Here is a 23,364-nt window from a genome sequence, read left to right as displayed (position 1 = left end):
ATTTTAGTTTTTACCAGCCTCCACCAGCTCCACCACCAGAGAAACCGCCACCGCCAAAACCGCCACCGAAGCCTCCACCGCCAAAACCACCGCTCGATGATCCTCCGCCAAAGCTTCCGCCGCCAAAACCACCTCTTCCAGCACGACTTAGTATAATTGCATTTAAAATATCTGCAGCTGTAGAATTATCTTTAAATCCACCTCTTCCATTACCGCCACCTCCTTTATTTTTCTTAGAAAAAATAATTAATAAGAAAACAAAAATAATGATGATAATAACAATTGAAGGAAACCCACCTTCACCACTTTCGGCAGGTGCATTATTTTTATAAGTCCCGTTTAATATTTCAAAAATGGCATAGGTCCCTTTGTCTAAACCGTCATAATAATCACCTTTTCTAAACTCTGGGAGTATTACATTTCTAACTAAAGTACCTGTTAAACCAGCGGTTAATTTATGCTCTACACCATAGCCTGGAGAAATCCATATTTTACGTTCTTTATTTGCTAACAGAATAAAAACTCCATTATCTTCTTTAGCTTGTCCTATTCCCCATTGATGAGCCCATTTTGGAGTTAAAACACCAATATCTTCCCCCTCAAGGGTTTCAATAGTTGCAATTACAATTTGCGTTGAAGTTGAATCGGAATAACTTATAAGTTTTTTTTCTAAACTGCTTTTTTGTGAAGCAGAAAGTAGATTGGCATAATCGTAAACACTTGTTTGTAAGGTTGGTTTTTTAGGAATTGTAAATTGCCCAAATGCAACCTGAAAAAACAAAATTGCAATAAAAAATGCTGTGTATTTTTTTAACATGTTGTGTGTAAAAATCATTTATCCTTTAGAAATTTCGTCAGATAATTCGTTAATATCATTTTTCTGATAAGGAAAAAATTGCTTTAATTTTTCTCCAATTTCTATAATTGCTAATTGCAACCCTTTAGTAAAATCACCTTTTTTAAAATGTGTAAGCATTAAAGCTAATTCTTGATCCCAAAAATCTTTAGGAACTAAATTATTAATACCTTCATCTCCAAGAATTGCGATTTTTTTACTTTCAACGGCTACGTATATTAGAATTCCATTTCTTAGTTCTGTTTTATCCATTTCTAAAAAATAAAAAACCTCCAATGCTCTATCCATTGGAGATTTTTCTGTAGATTTTTCTATATGTACACGTATTTCACCTGAAGTATTTTTTTCAGAAACTTGTATAGTTTCAACTAAAACTTTCTCTTGTTTTGCCGATAAAAAATCTTCAACTTTAGACATTATTCTTTTTTTCCGAAATCAAATTCAACATCTGGCGCTTTTTCTAAACCAGCTTCTGCTTCAAAATAAGGTTTTCCTTCAAAGTCAAAAAAGCCAGCTAAAATATTATTTGGAAATGTTTTAACATGATTATTAAATGGCTTAATTGCTTCATTAAAACGCGTACGTGCCGTTAAAATTTGATTTTCTGTACTTGCCAATTCATCTTGTAATTTTAAAAAGTTTTGATTTGCTTTTAAATCTGGATAACGCTCTACTGTAACCAATAAACTTTTTAACGCACCGCTTAAACCTCCTTGTACTTGATTAAATTGTGCCAATTGTTCTGGTGTAATATTAGATGGGTCAATTTTTACAGAAGTAGCGCTTGCTCTTGCTTCAATAACCTGTGTTAAGGTTTCTTTTTCAAAATCAGCAGCACCTTGAACTGTTTTCACTAAATTTCCAATTAAATCTCCTCTACGTTGGTAAGCTGTTTCTACATTTCCCCAACTTTCTGAAACATTCTCATTTAATTGAATTCCAGTATTGTAAAATCCTTTAACCCAAGAATAGCCTCCAAAAACTAGTAATGCTATTATAATTAACGGTATTAACCACTTTTTCATGTTTTGATGTTTTTTAATTTATACTTAATTAGTTGTTTTATTTGTAACAATGTTACTAAATTAATAAAAAATTTAAGAAATTTCTTTTTTAATATTAATCAATTCTGCTTTTATAGATTCTAATCTTAAAATAATATCATGATTTCCTTTTACAATTTTTGGTTGTTGTTTCATTTTAATTTTAGCACCTTCTAAAGTAAACCCTTTTTCTTTAACTAAATGATAAATTAATTGCAGGTTTTTTAGATCTTCAGGTGTAAATAACCGATTGCCTTTATTGTTTTTTTTAGGCTTTAAAATATCAAATTCTTTTTCCCAAAAACGTATATGCGAAGTATTTAAGCCAAAAGCTTTAGCAACTTCACCAATTTTATAATAGCGCTTTTCTGGTAAATCTATATGCATTAATCGAGAGATTGTCCTTCTTTTTGGGCTTCTTTTTGCATGGCTTCAAATTCTTCAGGAGATAAATCACCATAATAAAAATTAATAGGATTTATCTTTTTCCCATTTTTATGAATTTCATAATGTAAATGTGGAGCTTGTGAACGCCCAGTATTACCAACAAAACCAATTAAATCGCCACGTTTAACTTTTTGACCTTTTCTAACATTGTATTTACTTAGGTGTGCGTATAAAGAAAGATAGCCAAAACCATGGTCAATTCTAATATGTTTTCCATATCCTGATGAGTTTTGGTCGGCTCTAGTAACAACACCATCTCCAGATGCGTAAACCGGAGTACCTCTTGGCGCGGTAAAATCCATTCCCCAATGTCTTTTACGCGCTTTTGTAAACGGATCTGTTCTCCAACCATAACCAGAAGCCATACGTGTTAAATCTTCTTTTTTTACAGGTTGAATTGCAGGAATTGCAGCTAATAATTTTTCTTTATTTTCTGCTAGTTTCACAATTTCATCAAGTGATTTTGACTGTACATATAATTGTTTAGATAAAATATCCATGTTTTTAGTAACATCAATTATCATTTCAGAATTATCAAAACCTTCTAATGCTTTATACCTATTTACACCTCCAAAACCAGCAGTTCTTTGCTCTTCAGGTATTGGATTTACTTCAAAATACAATCTATAAATATTGTTATCTCTATCTTGAATTTCTTTTAAAATTTTATCTAATTGAGCAATTTTTTTTGCGTGTAATTCCTCATTAAGCTTAACAAATTCTAGTTCGCGCTTCAATTCTTTTTCTTTAGGAGATTCAAAAATTGGAGTAAATACAACAAAACCAAGTATCATAAACACAAAACCACCAAGCAATGTAAGCAATAAACCCTTTATTTTTTGCCCTTTTTTAGGTTTTATCTTTTGGTAAGATAATGTATCAGAATCGTAATAATATTTTACCTTCGCCATTGTTTATAATTTATCTTATTTTTGCAAAACAAAACGTCATATTATTGAGTATTATTGTAGTGCAGATTTAACAAAATTACAAAATGTTTTACAAATTGGTTAAAACACTTTTAATTTAGCATATAATTAACATTGAAAAAGTCTAAAATAAACACAAGTAATTCTGGTAATTTCTTTTATTTAAGACCTTCATAAAAATAAAAAAATAAAAATAACGTGCATGTAAAACGCCTATCTTGTAACAGAGATAAATAAAAGCAAACAGCGTGTGACCTTAAAAAAATTAAATATAGATTCATGAAATCACAAGAAATCCGTCAACAATTTTTAGACTTTTTTGCATCAAAAAAACACACTATTGTACCTTCATCACCAATGGTTTTAAAAAACGATCCAACATTAATGTTTACCAATGCTGGAATGGTACCTTTTAAAGAATATTTTTTAGGTCAGAAAAACGCCACTAACAAACGCGTTTCCGATTCGCAAAAATGCTTACGTGTTTCTGGAAAACATAACGATTTGGAAGAAGTAGGTAAAGATACTTACCACCACACCATGTTTGAAATGCTTGGAAACTGGAGTTTTGGTGATTATTTTAAAAAAGAAGCAATTGATTGGGCTTGGGAATTTTTAGTTGATGTTTTAAAAATTGATAAAGATTGCTTGTATGTTTCTGTTTTTGAAGGTGCTGATGAAGATGGTTTAGATTTTGACCAAGAAGCTTACGATATTTGGAAACAACATATTAGTGAAGACCGTATAATTAACGGAAATAAAAAAGATAATTTTTGGGAAATGGGAGCACAAGGTCCTTGTGGTCCTTGTTCTGAAATTCATGTTGATATTCGCTCTGCTGAAGAAAAAGCTAAAATTTCTGGTAAAAGCTTAGTGAATAAAGATCATCCACAAGTTGTAGAAATATGGAATCTTGTTTTTATGGAGTTCAACCGTAAAGCTGATGGTTCATTAGAAAAATTACCAGCAAAACATGTAGATACAGGAATGGGTTTTGAACGTTTATGTATGGTTTTACAAAACAAACAATCTAATTACGACACAGATGTATTTACACCACTTATTAGAGAAGTTGAAACAATAACTAATAACGATTATGGTAAAAATGAAGAAATAGATATTGCTATTCGTGTAATTTCAGACCACGTAAGAGCTGTTGCTTTTGCAATTGCAGACGGACAATTACCTTCTAATAATGGTGCTGGATATGTAATTAGACGTATTTTAAGAAGAGCCATTCGTTACGGATTTACCTTTTTAAATACCAAAGAACCTTTTATTTACAAATTAGTAAACACACTAAGTAAACAAATGGGTTCTTATTTCCCTGAATTAATAGCTCAAAAACAATTAATTACCAATGTTATTAAAGAAGAAGAAAATTCATTCTTAAAAACTTTAGATCAAGGATTGGTATTGTTAGATGGAATAATAGCAAATACAAATGGTACTGAGGTTTCTGGTAAAAAAGCTTTTCAATTATACGATACTTATGGGTTTCCTATAGATTTAACAGCCTTAATTCTTTCTGAAAAAGGAATGACCCTGAATGAAGAAGGTTTTAAAAGTGAACTAGAAAAACAAAAAAATAGATCTAGAGCTGCTGCCGCTGTTGAAACGGATGATTGGGTGGTTTTATACGAAGATGATGAAGTAGAATTTATTGGATATGACACTTTAAAAGCTAAAGTTAAAATTACCCGCTACCGTAAGGTTTCTTCTAAAAAAGATGGCGATTTATATCAGTTAGTATTTAACTTAACTCCTTTTTACCCTGAAGGAGGTGGACAAGTTGGAGACAAAGGTTATATAGAAGTAGATAATGGAAATGTAATTTATATTGTAAATACCAAAAAAGAAAACAATTTAATAATTCACTTTACTAAAAACTTACCAAAAGATCCAACCCAAACTTTTAATGTTACTGTTGATGAAAAGCAACGTTTTAGAACAGCTTGTAACCATACCGCTACACATTTATTACACCAAGCATTAAGAGAAGTTTTAGGAACTCACGTAGAACAAAAAGGCTCTGCTGTACATTCAAAACATTTACGTTTCGATTTTTCTCACTTTGCAAAATTAACTGTTGATGAATTGCGTGAGGTAGAAGATTTTGTAAATGCGCGTATAGATAATAAAATTCCGTTACAAGAGTTTAGAAATATTCCAATGGAAACCGCTCTTGAAAAAGGTGCAATGGCTCTATTTGGCGAAAAATATGGAGATACAGTACGTGCTATTCAATTTGGACAATCTGTAGAACTTTGTGGTGGATGTCACGTTCAAAATACCAGCGATATTTGGCATTTTAAAATTACTTCAGAAAGTGCTATTGCTGCTGGAGTTAGACGTATTGAAGCCATTACTAGCGATGCTACAAAAGATTTTTATTTTGAAAACAATAGAGCGTTTTTCGAAATAAAAGATTACTTAAAAGGCGCCAAAAATCCTTTAAAAACAATTATAGATTTACAAGAAGAAAATACAAATCTTAAAAAACAAATTGAAAGCCTTTTAAAAGACAAAGCTAAAAACTTAAAAGGTGAATTAATTAACGAAGTTAAAGCTATAAATGGTATTAACTTTTTAACTAAAAAAATAAATCTAGATCAAAATAGTATTAAAGATTTATGCTTTGATCTAGAAAAAAGCGTTGACAATTTATTTGTGTTATTTGGAACTGAAAAAGAAGGAAAAGCATTTTTAACTTGTTTTATTTCTAAAAATTTAGTCGCTGAAAGAGACTTAAATGCTGGTAAAGTTGTACGTGAATTAGGAAAATTAATTCAAGGTGGCGGTGGCGGACAGCCATTTTTTGCAACCGCTGGTGGTAGAAACCCTGAAGGAATTGAAAAAGCTTTAAGTGAAGTAAAAAAATATATTGTTTAAACACATAACATCGCTCTAAACTTTGATTTTGAGTATCATAAAAAACCTGAAATAAATTCTGCATGAAACTGCATATACAATAAAGTTATGAATTTTAGAACCAACCTAGCACTTAAACCTGAGTATAATCAAGTAGATTATAATTCAGAAATATTGCTAATTGGTTCTTGCTTTTCAGAAAATATTAATAAAAAATTAGAGTATTATAAATTTAAAACTTTCAGCAATCCGTTTGGCATTTTATTCAATCCAAAAGCAATTGAAAATTTAATTACCAATGCTCTTAATTTAAAAACTTATACCGAAAAAGATATTTTTCAATTAAATGAACGTTGGCACTGCTTTGATGCGCATTCCGACTTAAGTAATTCAAACAAAAATGAGTTGCTTTCTAATTTAAACAATGCAATAAATAGCACTAATAAACAGTTAAAAGAAGCTTCACATTTAATAATTACACTAGGAACTTCTTGGGTTTACAAACATATTGAAACCGAAACTTTTGTTGGAAATTGTCATAAAATACCTCAAAAACAGTTTTTAAAAAAACTACTTTCTGTTGAAGAAATTACAACATCATTAAATGCCATTTGTACACTAGTAAAAAATATAAATTCTAAAATTAACATCGTTTTTACGGTAAGTCCTGTGCGGCATTTAAAAGATGGTTTTGTAGAAAATATGCAAAGTAAAGCACATTTAATTTCTGCAATTCATCAGATAATTGATAGAAGAAAACAAGATTTCGACTCTGTTCAGACTTCAAAATTATTTTATTTTCCTTCTTATGAAATTATGATGGATGATTTACGCGATTATCGTTTTTACAATAGCGATATGTTACACCCAAACGAAACTGCTATCAATTATATTTGGGAACAATTTCAACAAGTTTGGATTGACAATAACACGGCTTCTATTCAAAAAGAAATTGATACCATTCAAAAAGGATTAGCGCATAAACCATTTAATCCAACTTCTGAACAACATCAATTATTTCTAAAAAAATTACATAAAAAAATAGCCAATCTAGAAAAAAGATTAGCTATTAAGTTTTAAAAAAAAGAGGAAATTATATGAAATAATTCCCTCTCTCTTCACATTTAATCAATTAAGATTAATTTTATTATTAACTTATTTACCTCCACCTAAAGCTCTATATAAGGTAATTATAGCATCCATTTGGTTATATTTATTTGTAATATAAGCCAACTCGGTATTTAACGCATTATCTTTAGCTGTTAATACCTCTAAATAGTTTACCATTCCATATTGCAATAACTCATCAGAATAATTAGCCGCTTGTGTTAACACATCTAACTGGTTTTTTCTGATGGTTAATTTTTCAGTTTCATTTTTATAATCAGCTAAAACATCAGAAACTTCTTTACCTGCTAACAACAATGTTTGCTTAAATTGTAAATAGGCTTTTTGTTGATTTGCTTGAGCAATTTCGTAATTAGTTTTAATTTTTCTTTGATTAAAAATAGGTTGTGTTAAGCCTGTTAATACAGATGCAAACAACGATTTTGTATTAAACCAATCTTCTAATTCAATATTTTTAAAACCACCAGAAGCATTTACCGTTAATGAAGGATAAAAATTACTTCTAGCAACATTTGTTAACTCAAAACTTCTTCTAAAATTAAGTTCAGCAGCAATAACATCTGGTCTATTACTTAACAATAAAGCTGGTACACCCACTACAATATCTGCAGTTATTTCTTGGGCATCAAACGTATTTCTTTCAATGGTAGAAGGCGATCTACCTAATAAAATACATAAGGTGTTCTCAACAATTTTTACATTATACTTTAAGTCTTTTAGTATAATTTCAGTAGCATATTTTTGCGCTTCTGTTTGCTTAACAGACACTTCATTTACACTACCTGCATCTTTAAGCGCTTTTATAGTTTCTATACTTTCATTACGATTAATCAATGTTTTTTCAGCAATTTTAACTTGTGCATCTAAAGCTAATAATTGATAATACGTTGAAGCAATACTTGCAACAATTTGCGTTTCAATAGCTTGTTGCACAGATACTGTTTGTAAATATGAAGCCACAGCAGCTCTTTTATTACTTCTAATTTTACCCCAAATATCTGCTTCCCAAGATAAGGCTCCAGACAATTCGTATTGATCGTAATCATCACTATCTTTATATTCTTGGTGTAACCAAGATGCATTTCCGGTTAAGGTTGGTATATTTCCGGTTTTACTTTGTTTCATAGATGCTTCAGCTGCTTTTAAACTCTCTAAAGCAATCTGTACATCGTAATTATTAGTTAAACCTTCTTTAATATACTCATTTAAATAAGCATCTGTAAATAATTTACCCCAAGAAATTGAAGCAAGTGTTGTGCTATCTAATGCTTGATCTGTTCTATATAAATCAGCTGTTTCAACTTCTGGAGTTGTATAATCTTTCGCTACAAAACACGATTGCAATAGTACACTCGCAATTAAAACAATAATTAATTTTGATATATTCTGTTTTTTCATTTTTATATTTTTATAAAATTTCAGGATCGTCTAATGATGGTTTTTTTCCAATTTTTTCTTGTAAACCTTGGAAGATTACAAATAAAACTGGTATTACTAAAACCCCAACTAATGTTCCAATTAACATACCTCCGGCAGCCCCTGTACCAATTGATCTATTACCTACAGCACCTACACCACCTGCTAATGCAAGAGGAAGCATACCAAAAATAAAGGCAAAAGATGTCATAATTATTGGTCGTAAACGTGCTTTTGCACCTTGAATTGCCGATTCGTATAAAGACAATCCATGACGCCTTCTCTGCAATGCAAACTCAACAATTAAAATGGCATTTTTAGCTAATAAACCTATTAACATAATTAATGTTACCTGAAAATAGATGTTATTTTCTAAACCGGCTAAATTAATAAACCCAATTGCTCCGGCTACACCTACTGGTAATGAAAATATAACAGAAAGTGGTAACACATAACTTTCGTATTGTGCCGACAATAAGAAATAAACAAATATTAAACTTAGTATAAATACCCAAGTAGACTGACCTCCAGCAATAATTTCTTCACGAGTCATCCCAGAAAATTCATAAGAATATGACCTTGGTAAACTTTCAGCAGCTACCTCTTCAATAGCTTTAATTGCATCTCCAGTACTATAACCAGGATTTGATTTACCTGTAATGTTTATAGATTTTAAAAGATTGTAACGCGATACAAACTCTGGCCCATAAATTCTTTTTAAACTTACAAACTGACTAATTGCAACCGATTCATCATTACTGTTTCTAACAAAAACGTTATTTAGAGTTTCAGGCGTTGCTCTATCTTCAGGCGAAGCTTGAATCATTACCCTATATTGCTTTCCAAATTTATTGAAATCTGTTGTATACAATCCACCATAATACCCTTGTAGCGTATTAAATATTTCACTTACAGATAAACCAGCATCTTTAATTTTTTCAAGATTTATATCAACTTCATATTGAGGGAAGGTAGGATTAAAACTTGTCATTGCATATTGCACTTCTGGTCTAGCATTTAATGCTCCTAAAAACTTATTAGAAGCTGCACTCATTTCTAACCAATCATCTTCTCCACTATTTTGCAATTTAAATTCAAAACCAGCTGCTGTACCAAAACCTTGAACACTTGGTGGTGTAAAAAACAACAATCGTGCATCTTTTATACCTGCCGTTTTTGCAAATAGTTGGCCAACTGTAGCTTCTACAGATTGACTTTCATCTTTTCTTTCGCTCCAATCTTTTAGTTTAATAATAGAAAAACCATAAGATCCACCACTAACTCCGTTTAATAAACTAAACCCAACTACATTCATTCTAGTTTCAACAATATCCATTGAATTTAAAATAGAATCATAGTTATTTATAATTTTTTGAGTTTGTGCTAATGTAGAACCAGGAGGCAATGAAATATCTGCCATTATTACTCCTCTATCTTCTGAAGGAATAAAGCCTGTAGGTGTTGCTTTAAATAAATAAATGGTACCAACTACTGTTAATAATAATAATACACCTGTAATCCATTTTCGTTTTAATAAAGACTTTAAGATATTATTGTATCTACCTTGCATTGTATCGAAACTAGTATTAAATGCAACATCAAAACGATCTACTAACGACAGTTTACCTTCTTTTTCTTTATGAGGTTTTAAAAATAAAGCACATAAAGCAGGACTCAAGGTTAATGCATTTATTGCAGAAATAATAATTGCTATTGCTAAAGTAATTGCAAACTGTTGGTAAAAAATTCCAGAAGATCCTTTAATAAAAGTAACTGGTACAAACACCGCAGACATTACCAAAGTAATTGACACAATTGCCCCTGTAATTTCGCTCATTGCAGAAACGGTTGCTTCTTTAGCCGTTTTGGCTCCTACATCTAATTTTGCGTGTACAGCTTCAACAACAACAATAGCATCATCTACCACAATACCAATGGAGAGTACAATTGCAAAAAGAGTTAACATGTTGATTGAGTACCCAAACAAGTTCATAAAGAAAAATGTACCTATCAGAGCTACTGGGACAGCAATCATTGGAATTAAAGTAGATCTAAAGTCTTGAAGAAATACAAAAACTACAATAAACACCAATATAAATGCCTCTAAAATTGTTGAAATTACTTTTTCTATTGAAGCATCTAAAAAGGTCTTAACATTAAAAGGAACAATATATTCTATACCTTTTGGAAAATCTTGAGACGCCTCTTCTAAAATTGCCATTACCTCTTCTGTAACCACTCTAGCATTAGATCCAGCCGTTTGAAAAACACCACCAGCAACACCCGGATTTCCCATACCCATATTATTAGAAGCATAACTTAACGCACCTAATTCTATGGTTGCAACATCTTTTAATCTTAAAAATTGGCCATTACCAAGAGATTTTATAATAATATTTTCATACTCGGATGTTTCAGATAATCGTCCTTTATATTTAAGTGTATACTCATAAATACCTTCAGCATTTTCACCAAATTTACCCGGTGCAGCTTCTATATTCTGCTCACTTAATGCCGCTTGAATATCTGATGGTACAAGTTTAAACATTGCCATTTTATGAGGATCAATCCAAATACGCATCGAGTAATCTTTACTACCAAAAATATTCACCTGCCCTACACCATTTATCCTTTGTAGTTTTGGAACAATATTAATTTTGGCATAATTTTGAACAAAAGTATCGTCATATTCTTCATTAGATGAAAACAATGAGAAAAACAACAATGCACTTGTTTGACTTTTTACGGTTGTAACACCCGTTTGTACCACAACCGAAGGCAATTTACTTGTAGCTCTTGAAACACGGTTTTGCACATTTACTGCAGCAATATCAGGATCTACACCTTGTTCAAAAAACACACTAATACTTGCAGCTCCATTATTACTCGCTGTTGAAGACATATATGTCATTCCTTCAACACCATTTATTTCTTCTTCTAAAGGAATAATAACACTATTTAATACTGTTTCTGCATTTGCCCCAGTATAATTTGCACTAACCTGAACTGTAGGCGGTGCAATTTCAGGATATTGCTCCACAGGCAATGACATTAACCCTAAAACACCTAAAATCGTTATTATTATAGATATTACAGTTGAAAGAACAGGTCTTTCAATAAACATTTTTATCATAATCTAAATTTTATTGGAATCTTATTATTTTTGAGGAGTAATTTTTTGTCCTTCTACTAATTTAGAAACACCTTCAACTACCACTAACTCACCTTCTTCTAAACCACCAGAAATAACGTAATTTAATTCTGAAGTTCCTTTTACTTGAAGTACTTTTGAAGTAACTTTATTACCTTCACCTACAACAAATACATGGTATTCTCCTTGTAATTCATACACTGCAATTTGTGGTATTAGAACTATATCTTTTTCAACAAATGGAATTTTAATTACACCACTACCACCGCTTCTAAGAATACCTTCTGGATTTGGAAAAACGGCTCTACACTCTGTACTTCCTGTTCTTTGGTTAATTAAACCACTTATAGTTTCAATTTTACCTTTATGCTCGTACTCAGAGTCATCAATTAAAACAAGAGAAACTTCTGGGATTTTATTTATTTTCTCTTGCATAGTTTGTCCTGCAAAAGTTCTAGTAAAATTTAAAAGTTCTTTTTCATTCATAGAAAAATAAGCTCTTACCATTTTAGTATCTGATACCGTAGTTAAAGGAGTTGTAATAGCACTGCTAACCAAACTACCCTCTCTATAAGGAATACTACCAATTACACCATTAACTGGACTTGTAATGTTTGCATAATTAATATTGGCTACAATACTGCTATAATTACTTTTTGCTTGGGCTAAATTAGCTTTAGCTGTTTCTAACTGAACTTTACTAATTATGTTTCGCTCCACTAACGGAATTAAACGATCTACCTCTACTTGCGCTACATTAATTCTAGATTTTGCAGCTGCAGCATCTTGACTTAAAGAAGCTGTTTCCAATTTAAAAAGAAGTTGTCCTTTTTTAACTGGCTGACCTTCATCTACATAAATTTTTTGAATAAAACCACTTACTTTTGGTCTAATTTCTACATTTTGTTGCCCTTCTAAATTAACCGAATATTCTTGATCTAATACAGCATCTTGTTTTACTACTTCTTTTACTGCAAAAGGCATTGGTCCCATAGCTTGTTGTTGCTGAGGTTTATTGTCTTTACAACTTATAAAAAAAACAACCGTTACTATTGCGATTGTATATTTAAATAGATTCTTCATTTTCTTCTTTGTTTATTATAGTTAATAGGTTTTGTTTTAATTCTTCTAGGTTATTAATCATTTTATTAATAAATTCTTCAACCTGTATACTAAATTGAATACTTGGGTGATTTTCATCATATTTATTATTAATTTGTAGTGCTTTTACTTTATAATCATGTATTTTTTTATTGTTTTTACTTTCTTTTTCCCACATAGAAATACGTTCGTCCATTCTAGCAATTATATAGCTTGGAGAAATTTTAAAGTGCCTTTTTCTATCTCCACATCTCGTAAAATATGAAATTCTATCTATTGATTGTAACAATTGTAAATTTGTAGAAACCGAGCTTTTACTAGCTTCTAATTTTTCTACAAGTTCTTCAAAAGTTGCGCCTTCAGCACCTGTAAGAATTAAATAAACTATTATTCTAGATGCTAATGGCGGTAAATTATCATTACACTCAAAATGAACACCAAGCTCTTCTACTAAAGCTAATTTTTCTTTTAATAAATCTTCTTTCTCTTTCATCATAAAAAATTTCAGCAAATATATATCATTTAGTTCGGAAACAAACGAACTAAAAAATAATAATATGTTAAAATTATGTTATAGCTTTTATTCTATATATAAAAAAATACGACAAATGCCGTATTGATTACGGCACATTCAACAACTAATTTTGAAACATCAACCTTAATATCAAACACTTAAAATAAATTAGGTTTAAAATAAATGAAAACTTAAAAATTGATATCATTTAACAATACAAACTACTAAAACTTCAACTAATGAAAACAAAAAAAAGCAACCTAAAAAGATTATTTCTAGTAACCTTTTTAACAATTTCAGCTATAATTTCTGCTCAAAAGGCTGAAAAACCCGATAACATCTATGATTTAGGAGCAACAATAAATGAAATGACACTTACAATTGGTGGTGTTTTAGTAGTTGCTACAAATGATGGTCTGGTAGGTATTAAACCACCTGAAAACACACCTTTATTTATTTTTAACAACTTTGGACAATTAAAACCAGAAGAAACTGAGTTTATTCCAAACTCACCATACATTGTAGTTTCACAAGGTGTCAATTCAAAATTTGCAGGTATTGCAAAAACAAAACGCGCTGTTATAGATTATATGACTGGTGCCATTATTTTTAATTCAGAAAACGATAATTGGAATCAGATTTACACTTGTAACGTAATACTTCCACAAAACAAATTAATTGTTAGCGGTATACAAAAAGAAGGTGATAAATTTGAGAAAATAACTCCTAAAGTTGCTGTGTACGATTTAAGTTCAAGAAAATTAGACTTTAGTTTCTTCTTAAGTACACCAGGTAAAGTTGGAATTTCAAAAGATTACAGTATAACAGGCACACCTCTTTTATTAAAAGATTTTATAATTGTACCAACAGCTCAAGGTTTAATTGCAAAATCTCATACAGGAAAAGATCTTTGGGATAACAACATAAAACGAATTAATTGGATGGTAACTGATGCTACTGAAACCGAAATTTATGGTTTTGAAACTACTAGTAATGGAAAAAACACTAGAATTCATAAAATTGGAAAAAATGGAGAAGAACTTTGGAATGATGATAGAAAAGTAAAAGGAAAAGTATCTAATTTTGAAATAACACCACAAGGCATAGCGGTTGTAAGTGATAAAGATGATGGTGGCGACACTAGTGTTTTTGCTACTAAAAATGAATCTGAAATCGCTTTTTTAGATGCTGCAACTGGTGAAGATGTTTGGGAAAAAGCACCAAAAACTAAAGGTTGGGTTCAACATTTTTACATACAAGATGATGGCATTTTATTTGGCATTCAACAAGGTGGTATCAATAAAATTTCTTTTGAAGGAAAACCACTATTTAAAAAACCTTTAAAAACAGGGGAAAACATACTTACAATGGCAGAAACACCACAAGGTTTAATTTATATTACTAGTGAAGATGCCAATATAGTAGATTTAAAAACGGGTGATCAGGTTTGGAAAAAACCATTAAAATATAAAAATTCAGCTGCTGTAGCTTCAACTTTTGACAGTTCAAAAAACAGGTTTTTAATTGCCGCAAACCAAACTGTTTTTGCAATAGATGCAAACTCTGGAGATGTTACAGAATTAGCAGCTACTAAATTTGATGAAAAAGAAGTGGCAAACACTCTTGAAATAAAAAATGACAATTTATTTTTAAGTTCTTCACAAAATATGATGTTATTAAATAGTAAAGGTGACGAAATATATCATAAATATTTTAAATCACCTGGAAAAAGTGGCTTTGTAAAAGTTTTATCTGGTGTAGTGGCAGTTGCGTCAACAGCACTTGCTATGGCACACGCAGCAAAAGCAGGTGCTAATAGATCTGCTTTTGGAAATTCAAACAATCTAGATAGTTATAATGATTATGGTAAAGAAAACAAACGTGCAGCTGATATGTTTGCTTCTATTGGAGATGCTTCATTTGCTCTAATGTCTAAACGTTTTAAAGCCACTGCTGCTACCGAAAATGCACAATTTATTTTAACGAAGTTAAATACTGGTGTTGGTTTAGTAAAAGTAAATAAAGAGTCTGGAGAAATTACTAATGAAATAGTATTAAAGGATAAAAAACCAGAATACAAAATAGATGATTTTGGCGGTATTTTATATTACAAAGCAGATAAAAGCACTTTATACGCATACAATTTAAACAAATAAGGCTAATACCTTTAAAGACTGTTTCAATTCTCCACAAGTTGAAGCAGTCTTTTTTCTATAGAAAAGTTTAGTAGACAATGTTATTTCATTTTTTGTATATTGCTCTAAACAAATTTTTTATGAAAAAAATTATCTTTATAGCACTGTTAATTGTAAGTATTCCTATTTATAGTCAACAGAAAATTATAGATAGTCTTTCTCTTTTAATAAAAGAACCTATTTCAGATTCAATAAGAGTAAAAGCTTATGGCGATTTAAGCTGGTATTATGGCAATATATCAATTGATTCTGCATTTTATTATGGAGAACTAGCACTTAAACTTTCAAAAAAAACCAACAATTTAACAGGCGAAGCACAAGCTTATAACGACCTTGGAATTTTACATTATAAACTTTCTAACTTTGATAAATCTATTGCACTTTATAAAAACTCACTAAAGCTAAGAGAGCAATTAAAGGATTCTCTTGGACTTGCCAGTTTATATAATAAAATGGGAATTTCATATCAAAGAATTTTTAAAATGGATTCTGCAATTTATTATAATACAAAAGCATTAAACATATACGAAAAAGCTGAAAATATACGCTATGTAGCACTTATAAAAAATAATAATGCCAATATTTACTTCAACTTAAAACAATACCAAAAAGCACTTAATGAACATTTAGAGGTTGCTAAAATTAGAACACAAATTAAAGATCAATTCGGATTAACCTATTCCTATACAAATATTGGCAATGCTTATTTATTTTTATCAGACACAATTAAAAGTTTAGAGTACTATAAAAAAGGAATTGAAGTTGCTGAAAACAACAATTATGAACCAGAATTATCGGCCCTTTATAACAATTATGGTGGTATTCTAAAGGCTCAAAACAAGTACTCACAAGCCATTACCATGTTTAATAAATCTTTAAAACTACGTAAAAAATTAAATGATAGTTATGGCATCTCTAGCGTTTCATTAAACATAGGCGATTTATACTTACTAACAGGCAATATTAATAATGCCGAAAAGAAATTTAGAGAAGGGTTTTCTTTAGCTAACAAAACAAACGCTAATGAATTAAAAATGAGTTCGTACAAATCTCTACTCTACTTATTTGCCCATAAAAAAAATACAGATAGTGTTATTTATTATCAAAAAATGTATGCCTTAATGCAAGATTCAATTTTTAATTCTAGAGTAACCAAAGAAATTACAGAAATTCAAGAAAAATATGAAACCGAAAAAAAGGAAAAAGAAATTGCCAAACAAAAAGAAGAACTTTTAAAAAATGAATTAGAAATAAAAAACAAAAACCTAACTGCTATATTATTAGGCTCTGGACTACTTGTTTTTACAATTATATCGTTTGGTTTATACAAACGTCAACAACATAAAAAAAGAGAATATAAAAACAAATTAGCTTTAAAAGAAGCGCAAACGTATAACAAATTACAAGATCAACGCCTGCGTATATCACGCGATTTACACGATAATATTGGGTCGCAATTAACCTTTATAATTTCATCTATAGATAACTTAAAATTTTTATCAGACCCAACCAATAAAAAACTACTTAACAAACTTTCTGAAATAAATAATTTTGCAAGCACTACAATTTCTCAACTAAGAGATACTATTTGGGCTATGAATACTAATGAAATTTCTTTTGATAATTTACAAGGAAGAATTTTAACTTTTATAGAAAAAGCAAAATCAGCAACAAACAATTCTATACATTTTAACATAAATATTAAAGTAACTAGTAAACTGTCATTCTCTTCAGTAAAAGGAATTAATATTTTTAGAGTAATTCAAGAAGCTATAAATAACTCCATAAAGTATGCTGAAGCTTCAGAAATAAAACTACAAATTTTAGAAAATGATACTAATATTAATTTTGAAATAAACGACAATGGCAATGGTTTCGATATAAACAACATCCAACTTGGCAATGGATTGGAAAATATGGAACGAAGAATAAAAGAAATTAACGGATTAATCACTATTAATTCACAACCAAATAGTGGTACTTCAATACTAATTATTTGCTCAAAAAATAAGACAAATGTCGTATAGTTTAAAAACTTATAATTAAGTAAATTTATCACAACCAACAAAATAGCTACCTATGAATTTAAAAATAGCCATTGCAGAAGATAATAGCTTTTTAGCAAAAGCTGTGATAGAGAAATTATCCTTTTTTAACGATTTAAATTACAAATTTAAAGGTATTAATGGAGCTGAGTTAATTGGAAAACTAGAAGTAAACCACAATATAGATGTTATTTTAATGGATATTCAAATGCCAGAAATGGATGGTATTACAGCTACCGAAATAATAAAATCTAAATACCCACACATTAAAATAATTATGCTTACCGTTTTTGATGATGATGAAAACATTTTTAAAGCCATAAAAGCGGGTGCAAATGGCTATTTATTAAAAGAAATTGATGCAGAAAATTTACATAAATGTATTTTAGAAGTTCTAAATGGTGGTGCTCCTATGACCCCAAGCATTGCTTTAAAAACGCTTAACTTATTACGCAACCCAATTATTATTGACACCTCAAATGAAATTGAAAAAATAAAACTTACCAATAGAGAAACTGAAATTTTAGAACATTTAAGCAAAGGTTTAAACTACAACGAAATTGCAGAAAACCTAATAATTTCACCTTCAACAGTTAGAAAACACATAGAAAATATTTATAAAAAACTACAAGTCCATAATAAAATGGAAGCTGTTTTAATGGCTCAAAAACATAAGCTTATATAAAATATTTTCTATTAGTTTACATAAATATTCTCCATACTTGAGCTACTATAAAACACACTGTAAATCCTAATATTATTGGCAAAACACTTGCTACTGTTGTCCATTTTACACTTTTAGTTTCTTTATAAATAGTGTAAATAGTTGTACTACATGGGTTGTGCAATAAGCTAAACAACATTAAATTTATAGCCGTCAACAAGGTCCAACCACCAGCTTTTAAAATCTCTCCTGTAGCTGAAACAGATTCCAGCTCAAACATTACACCATTTCCACTACCTACTCCTGCAATTGAAGCAGTCATTACAGTTAACATAAGTATTGTAGGTATTACAATTTCATTGGCTGGTATTGCAACAATATAAGCTAATAAAATTACTCCGTTTAACCCTATAAGCAATCCAAAACCATCTAAATGTAAAATCAACCAATTTGCAATATTAGAATCTCCAATAGCAACATTAGAAATTAACCAAATAACCGCACCCGCTGGCGCTGCAAAAACACAAGCTCTCCATAAAACAATTAAAGTTCTATCTATTAAAGATGTATAAATTGTTTTCCAAAAATGTGGTGGTCTATAAGGCGGTAATTCTAAGGTAAAAGAAGACACTTCTCCTTTTAACATTGTTTTTGATAAAAATAAAGAAACCATAAATGTGAAAAACACACCTAATAACGCAATACTAATAACCGCTAATGTAGAAACTGCACCAGCAAAATTTTCTGGAACTAAGGCTCCAATAAAAATAGATGCAATTAATATTTGAGTAGGCCATCTTCCGTTACATAACGAAAAATTATTAGTAATTATAGCAATTAATCGCTCTCTAGGACTATCAATAATACGCGTAGCAATAACTCCGGCTGCATTGCATCCAAAACCCATACTCATAGTTAAGGCTTGTTTACCGTGCGCACCAGATTTTTTAAATAAATTATCTAAATTAAAAGCTACACGCGGTAGGTATCCAAAATCTTCTAACAAAGTAAAAAGCGGAAAAAATATTGCCATTGGAGGCAACATAACAGCAATTACCCACGCCAAAGCAAGATAAACACCATCAAAAAGGAAGCCACTTAGCCACCAAGCAAAACCAAAAGATTCTCCAATGCTTTTTAACCAAGGATAAATTTCTCCAATTAATAAATCGGCCAATAAACCGGAAGGATAATTAGCTCCAATTATAGTAAGCCATAACACTACAGATAAAATAAGTATCATTATTGGAAATCCCCAAATTTTACTGGTTACAATTTTATCTAAACTTCTATCGAATCGAAAGCGTTTTTCAGTTCCTTTTTTACGCACCGAATTTTGAGAAATGGTTGCAGCATCTGAATAAATTCCTTCCGTTAATTTATCATGAAATCCTTCACCAATTTGCCATCTTAAATCGTTACTTATATTTAATATTTTATTCGTTTTCATTATCTTTTTATGCTACTTTCAATAATTAAATTATTCAGAAATAAACTCACCTGTTTTTACCGCTTCAATAATACGCTGGTCTCCATCTAACAATCGAAGTGCTATCCACCTACTATTTGGAATGTTTGGATATGCTTTTTCAATTTCTATACGTAATTTTTCAATGGCGTTGTTTATGTTTTTAGGAACATTTTTAATACGATGTGGCTTACATTTTATTTCTCCGGTTGCAACTTGGTGTACCGTTTTTAATAATTCAGGAATTCCTTCTTTAGATCTTGCACTGGTTGGCACCACTGGAATTCCGAGATCACGTGCTAAAGTTCTATCGTCAATTTCAATTTCTAAGCGTTCTGCCTCATCCATTAAGTTTAAACACAAAACAGCTTTATCTGTAATTTCAAGAATTTGTAATACTAAATTTAAGTTACGTTCTAACCTGCTTGCATCAACCACAATAATTGTAACATCTGGCTTTCCAAAAAGAATAAAATTACGTGCAACTTCTTCATCTTGAGAGGTAGATAGTAACGAGTAAGTACCAGGAAGATCGACTAATTTATATTTTTTGTCGTTATAACTATAACCGCCTTCTGCACGAGTTACAGTTTTTCCTGGCCAATTTCCTGTGTGTTGTTTCAACCCAGTTAAGGCATTAAAAACAGTACTTTTTCCTGTATTTGGATTTCCCGCTAGTGCAACTATGTAATTATTATTTTCAACATTTATTCCTAATTTTTTTAGGTTCGATGCTTGATTTAACTCACAGCCTTCACAAGCACTATTTGTTACTTTTTGCATGTTCTTTTATTTTTTCAATTAGTATAAATTTGGCTTGTTCGTTTCGTATTGCAATAGAAGTATCTCTTATTAAGTAGGCTCTTGGATTTCTCATTGGACTAGTTAAATCCACTTCAATTTTGGTATTAATAACAAAGCCTAAGTCCAACAACCTTCTTCTTATTTCTCCTCTACATTCATGTGAAATTCCAATTATTTTAGCTTTTTCATTCTCTTTTAAACTAGAAAGTCTTGAAGTGTTCTCTTCAGAAATTTCTTCTTTTTCTAGTTCAAAAATTGTAATATTATTTGCCACAATCGGTGCTAAAATAAATTCTTCTCCTTCAGAATGAAAAACAATTCTTTTTTCGTTTTTTTCAATAATAAGAACGTGTGATCCAATATGTAAATCTTCGGCTAAAATTTGTTTATAGATAATTTCAGGTTCATCTTCTATATGAATAATTCGTCCAATTGTTCCTTCTGAAAAATTTGGAAGTGGTTGTCCGTTAATCGGTTCAATCTCACCCGATTCTGTAGGAATTGGATCTCCGTGCGGGTCAAATCTAGGATTTCCTAAATCTATTGCCAATTCTTTTGTTTGCACAGAATCTAACTTGTGTTCCATTTTTTCGGCAATACTATGCCAATCTTTTTTAGCGAAACCAGTTTTTTCTGAAAGGTATTTTTCCCATAGCCTGTGCACTCTTATTATTCTAAGCGCATAGTCCATACCCAACTCACTTAGTTTTATATCTCCGTTTTCAAAACTTATTAGTTCTTTGTCTTCCATTTCAGAAATAATATCTAAAACTTTTTTAGGATTTGCTTCTAAAGCACTAATAATATCATTACTATTTAAGGTATTTCCATTATCCTCGGCATGGTATATTTTTTTTAAAATATCTTCAATTAGCACCTTAGAATCTCTTTTAAAACTTCTATGAAGTCTCCAATAAAAACCGGTTTTAGGATAAAATAAAACTACAAGAATTGCAATTATTAATAAAAATACAATTAAAGAAATTACTGGGTTTGCCATAATATTATTTTATAATTACAAATATATTTGTGCATATTTTTTTTGAAAGTGTTAACGTTGCTCCTGAATGTAATTTAATAGTTACTGAATCATCAAAATCAAATTTATCTATTATTGTTAATTCGGTGTCTATGGTTAAAAAATGTTTATCTAAAAATTGTAAAAAAGATTTTGAATTATCTTTTACATTCGCAATTTTATACAAAACATTTTTTTTTGCAACACTTAACAACTCAGTCTTTTTTAAATTAATTCTTCCTTCTTTATCTGGAATAGGATCTCCATGCGGATCGTGACTTGGAAATTCTAAAAAGCGCTCTAATTTATCAATCAACGTATCAGACTTAACGTGTTCTAATTGCTCGGCTATCTCATGTACTTCATCCCAAGCATAATTTAAATTGTTGACCAAAAACACTTCCCACAAACGATGTTTTCTCACAATTTTTACCGCAATTTCCTGTCCTTTAGCAGTTAAATTAACTCCTTGATATTTTTTATAGTTTATTAGTTTTTTATCCGATAACTTTTTAATCATATCGGTTACAGATGAAGCTTTTGTTAAAAGTTTTTTAGCAACGTCGTTTGTACTTGCTCTTTTATTTTTTTCAAAACTTAAACTATAAATAGCTTTTAAGTAATTTTCTTCAGTTTGCGACAACATTAAATCTATATTTTAGACAAAAGTAATCAATAATTTAGACTTATCTAAAAATAAAAATAGTATTAGCTAAAAATATAATATTCCTTTTATAATTTCATGAATTTATAAAAATTGTACTTTTGACGTTAAACTTTAATATTATGAATATAGTAATTTATGGAACCGGTGGTGTAGGTGGTTATTTTGGAGCTCGTTTAGAGCAGGCAGGAAATAATGTTACGTTTATTGCACGCGGCAAACATTTAGAAGCAATTAAAAAAAATGGATTGCAACTTAAAAGCATAGATGGCAATTATTTAGTAAATCCAGCCAATGCGACTGCAGACATTTCTGATGTAAAAGACATAGATTTAATTCTAATCTCGGTAAAAACTTGGCAACTTGAAGAAGTAGCTCAACTAATTAAGCCGGTGTTAAATAAAAATACTATAGTAATTTCGTTATTAAATGGTTGTAATAACCACGAAGTTTTAGCTACTGTTATAGATAAAAAACACATATTAGGTGGGTTATGTAAAATAGTAAGTTATGTAGAAGACTATGGCGTTATAAACCATGTTGCCTACAACCCTACAATTGTTTTTGGCGAAATAAACAATGAAAAAACTGAAAGAGTTTTAAAAATAGAAAATGTATTTAATGCCGCCAATATTACAAACGAATTAGCTATAGATATTCAAAAAGAAATATGGACTAAATTTTTATTTATAACAACTTTTAGTGCTTTAGGCGCATTAACAAGAGCTAGTCTTGGAGAAATGCTCGCTTCACCTTATATTAAAAGTATGATGGTAAACACTGCCGAAGAAATTTTTAGAATTGCAAAAGCAAAAGGCGTAAATTTACCAAGTGACATTATTTCAAAACAAATAGAAACCTTAGAATCTTTACCTTTTGAAACCACAGCGTCTTTACAACGTGATATTATGGAAGGAAAACCTTCAGAATTAGAAGCTCAAAACGGAACAGTTGTTCGTTTAGGCGAAGCATTAGGAATTCCAACACCAATTAATGAATTGATTTATTACGAGCTACTTCCACAGGAAAAAAGAGCAAGAAACAAATAAG

Annotated in this window: 17 protein-coding genes and 1 pseudogene; 6 read left to right on the top strand and 12 right to left on the bottom strand. The window is 30.3% G+C overall.

What is annotated here, in order from left to right:
• Nucleotides 1–10: 10 nt before the first annotated feature.
• The 5 genes from MKD41_RS13000 to MKD41_RS12980 all read right to left on the bottom strand — a co-directional run bounded on the left by MKD41_RS13000 (nucleotide 11) and on the right by MKD41_RS12980 (nucleotide 3,257).
• Nucleotides 11–835, bottom strand: coding sequence for a TPM domain-containing protein (locus tag MKD41_RS13000; RefSeq protein ID WP_240242724.1), 825 nt, complete (start codon nucleotides 833–835; stop codon nucleotides 11–13).
• Nucleotides 836–1,273, bottom strand: a complete 438-nt coding sequence (locus tag MKD41_RS12995; protein WP_240242723.1) for a TPM domain-containing protein — start codon at nucleotides 1,271–1,273, stop codon at nucleotides 836–838.
• Nucleotides 1,273–1,881, bottom strand: a complete 609-nt coding sequence (locus MKD41_RS12990; protein ID WP_240242722.1) for a LemA family protein — start codon at nucleotides 1,879–1,881, stop codon at nucleotides 1,273–1,275. Before MKD41_RS12990 ends, MKD41_RS12995 begins: the two co-directional genes overlap by 1 nt.
• A 72-nt stretch (nucleotides 1,882–1,953) precedes the next feature.
• Nucleotides 1,954–2,286, bottom strand: coding sequence for a MerR family transcriptional regulator (locus tag MKD41_RS12985; protein ID WP_240242721.1), 333 nt, complete (start codon nucleotides 2,284–2,286; stop codon nucleotides 1,954–1,956).
• Entirely contained in the window at nucleotides 2,286–3,257 is a 972-nt protein-coding gene (locus MKD41_RS12980) for a M23 family metallopeptidase (protein WP_240242719.1), read from the bottom strand. Before MKD41_RS12980 ends, MKD41_RS12985 begins: the two co-directional genes overlap by 1 nt.
• Nucleotides 3,258–3,554: 297 nt before the next feature.
• On the opposite strand from MKD41_RS12980, the gene alaS reads away from it, so the two are divergent.
• Both alaS and MKD41_RS12970 read left to right on the top strand, forming a co-directional pair.
• A complete protein-coding gene (gene alaS, locus MKD41_RS12975; RefSeq protein WP_240242718.1) occupies nucleotides 3,555–6,167 on the top strand; it encodes an alanine--tRNA ligase in 2,613 nt (870 codons plus the stop codon).
• Between the two features lie 87 nt (nucleotides 6,168–6,254).
• Entirely contained in the window at nucleotides 6,255–7,226 is a 972-nt protein-coding gene (locus tag MKD41_RS12970; protein ID WP_240242716.1) for a GSCFA domain-containing protein, read from the top strand.
• A gap of 75 nt (nucleotides 7,227–7,301) precedes the next feature.
• Here MKD41_RS12970 and MKD41_RS12965 read toward each other — a convergent pair whose 3' ends face one another.
• The 4 genes from MKD41_RS12965 to MKD41_RS12950 are packed head-to-tail and all read right to left on the bottom strand — an operon-like array spanning nucleotide 7,302 to nucleotide 13,435.
• The gene (locus tag MKD41_RS12965; RefSeq protein ID WP_240242715.1) at nucleotides 7,302–8,672 is read right to left on the bottom strand and encodes an efflux transporter outer membrane subunit; all 1,371 of its coding nucleotides are present in this window, start codon (nucleotides 8,670–8,672) and stop codon (nucleotides 7,302–7,304) included.
• Nucleotides 8,673–8,682: 10 nt separating this feature from the next.
• Nucleotides 8,683–11,823: an efflux RND transporter permease subunit gene (locus MKD41_RS12960; RefSeq protein ID WP_240242714.1), complete on the bottom strand. Its 3,141-nt coding sequence runs from the start codon at nucleotides 11,821–11,823 to the stop codon at nucleotides 8,683–8,685.
• A 24-nt stretch (nucleotides 11,824–11,847) separates the two neighbouring features.
• A complete protein-coding gene (locus MKD41_RS12955; RefSeq protein WP_240242713.1) occupies nucleotides 11,848–12,924 on the bottom strand; it encodes an efflux RND transporter periplasmic adaptor subunit in 1,077 nt (358 codons plus the stop codon).
• On the bottom strand, nucleotides 12,908–13,435 hold the full coding sequence (locus tag MKD41_RS12950; protein WP_240242712.1) for a GbsR/MarR family transcriptional regulator: 528 nt from the start codon (nucleotides 13,433–13,435) through the stop codon (nucleotides 12,908–12,910). Before MKD41_RS12950 ends, MKD41_RS12955 begins: the two co-directional genes overlap by 17 nt.
• 260 nt (nucleotides 13,436–13,695) lie before the next feature.
• Between MKD41_RS12950 and MKD41_RS12945 the strand changes: the two genes are divergently transcribed.
• From MKD41_RS12945 to MKD41_RS12935, 3 genes are all read left to right on the top strand, one after another.
• Nucleotides 13,696–15,612, top strand: coding sequence for an outer membrane protein assembly factor BamB family protein (locus MKD41_RS12945; protein WP_240242710.1), 1,917 nt, complete (start codon nucleotides 13,696–13,698; stop codon nucleotides 15,610–15,612).
• Between the two features lie 119 nt (nucleotides 15,613–15,731).
• Complete coding sequence (locus MKD41_RS12940) at nucleotides 15,732–17,678, top strand: tetratricopeptide repeat-containing sensor histidine kinase (protein ID WP_240242709.1); 1,947 nt, start codon at nucleotides 15,732–15,734, stop codon at nucleotides 17,676–17,678.
• Nucleotides 17,679–17,730: 52 nt separating this feature from the next.
• Nucleotides 17,731–18,381, top strand: a complete 651-nt coding sequence (locus tag MKD41_RS12935) for a response regulator transcription factor (RefSeq protein ID WP_240242707.1) — start codon at nucleotides 17,731–17,733, stop codon at nucleotides 18,379–18,381.
• A 16-nt stretch (nucleotides 18,382–18,397) separates the two neighbouring features.
• Here the strand turns inward: MKD41_RS12935 and feoB are convergent.
• The 3 genes and pseudogenes from feoB to MKD41_RS12920 all read right to left on the bottom strand — a co-directional run bounded on the left by feoB (nucleotide 18,398) and on the right by MKD41_RS12920 (nucleotide 22,296).
• Nucleotides 18,398–20,611 (bottom strand): annotated as a pseudogene (gene feoB / locus MKD41_RS12930) (ferrous iron transport protein B).
• Nucleotides 20,592–21,632 (bottom strand): metal-dependent transcriptional regulator, encoded by a 1,041-nt coding sequence (locus MKD41_RS12925; RefSeq protein ID WP_240242706.1) that lies wholly within the window; start codon nucleotides 21,630–21,632, stop codon nucleotides 20,592–20,594. Before MKD41_RS12925 ends, feoB begins: the two are co-directional and overlap by 20 nt.
• A gap of 4 nt (nucleotides 21,633–21,636) precedes the next feature.
• A complete protein-coding gene (locus MKD41_RS12920; protein ID WP_240242705.1) occupies nucleotides 21,637–22,296 on the bottom strand; it encodes a metal-dependent transcriptional regulator in 660 nt (219 codons plus the stop codon).
• A 140-nt stretch (nucleotides 22,297–22,436) separates the two neighbouring features.
• Between MKD41_RS12920 and MKD41_RS12915 the strand changes: the two genes are divergently transcribed.
• Nucleotides 22,437–23,363, top strand: coding sequence for a ketopantoate reductase family protein (locus MKD41_RS12915; RefSeq protein ID WP_240242704.1), 927 nt, complete (start codon nucleotides 22,437–22,439; stop codon nucleotides 23,361–23,363).
• Nucleotide 23,364 lies beyond the last annotated feature (1 nt).

Source organism: Lutibacter sp. A64 (assembly GCF_022429565.1).
Classification (GTDB): domain Bacteria; phylum Bacteroidota; class Bacteroidia; order Flavobacteriales; family Flavobacteriaceae; genus Lutibacter.
This window is presented reverse-complemented; position numbering and strand designations above follow the sequence as displayed.

Excerpts from the sequence above, each read along its gene's own strand:
- MKD41_RS13000 (WP_240242724.1), bottom strand. The coding sequence starts at position 835 with ATGATTTTTACACACAACATGTTAAAAAAATACACAGCATTTTTTATT.
- MKD41_RS12995 (WP_240242723.1), bottom strand. The coding sequence starts at position 1,273 with ATGTCTAAAGTTGAAGATTTTTTATCGGCAAAACAAGAGAAAGTTTTA.
- MKD41_RS12990 (WP_240242722.1), bottom strand. The coding sequence starts at position 1,881 with ATGAAAAAGTGGTTAATACCGTTAATTATAATAGCATTACTAGTTTTT.
- MKD41_RS12985 (WP_240242721.1), bottom strand. The coding sequence starts at position 2,286 with ATGCATATAGATTTACCAGAAAAGCGCTATTATAAAATTGGTGAAGTT.
- MKD41_RS12980 (WP_240242719.1), bottom strand. The coding sequence starts at position 3,257 with ATGGCGAAGGTAAAATATTATTACGATTCTGATACATTATCTTACCAA.
- alaS (WP_240242718.1), top strand. The coding sequence starts at position 3,555 with ATGAAATCACAAGAAATCCGTCAACAATTTTTAGACTTTTTTGCATCA.
- MKD41_RS12970 (WP_240242716.1), top strand. The coding sequence starts at position 6,255 with ATGAATTTTAGAACCAACCTAGCACTTAAACCTGAGTATAATCAAGTA.
- MKD41_RS12965 (WP_240242715.1), bottom strand. The coding sequence starts at position 8,672 with ATGAAAAAACAGAATATATCAAAATTAATTATTGTTTTAATTGCGAGT.
- MKD41_RS12960 (WP_240242714.1), bottom strand. The coding sequence starts at position 11,823 with ATGATAAAAATGTTTATTGAAAGACCTGTTCTTTCAACTGTAATATCT.
- MKD41_RS12955 (WP_240242713.1), bottom strand. The coding sequence starts at position 12,924 with ATGAAGAATCTATTTAAATATACAATCGCAATAGTAACGGTTGTTTTT.
- MKD41_RS12950 (WP_240242712.1), bottom strand. The coding sequence starts at position 13,435 with ATGAAAGAGAAAGAAGATTTATTAAAAGAAAAATTAGCTTTAGTAGAA.
- MKD41_RS12945 (WP_240242710.1), top strand. The coding sequence starts at position 13,696 with ATGAAAACAAAAAAAAGCAACCTAAAAAGATTATTTCTAGTAACCTTT.
- MKD41_RS12940 (WP_240242709.1), top strand. The coding sequence starts at position 15,732 with ATGAAAAAAATTATCTTTATAGCACTGTTAATTGTAAGTATTCCTATT.
- MKD41_RS12935 (WP_240242707.1), top strand. The coding sequence starts at position 17,731 with ATGAATTTAAAAATAGCCATTGCAGAAGATAATAGCTTTTTAGCAAAA.
- MKD41_RS12925 (WP_240242706.1), bottom strand. The coding sequence starts at position 21,632 with ATGGCAAACCCAGTAATTTCTTTAATTGTATTTTTATTAATAATTGCA.
- MKD41_RS12920 (WP_240242705.1), bottom strand. The coding sequence starts at position 22,296 with ATGTTGTCGCAAACTGAAGAAAATTACTTAAAAGCTATTTATAGTTTA.
- MKD41_RS12915 (WP_240242704.1), top strand. The coding sequence starts at position 22,437 with ATGAATATAGTAATTTATGGAACCGGTGGTGTAGGTGGTTATTTTGGA.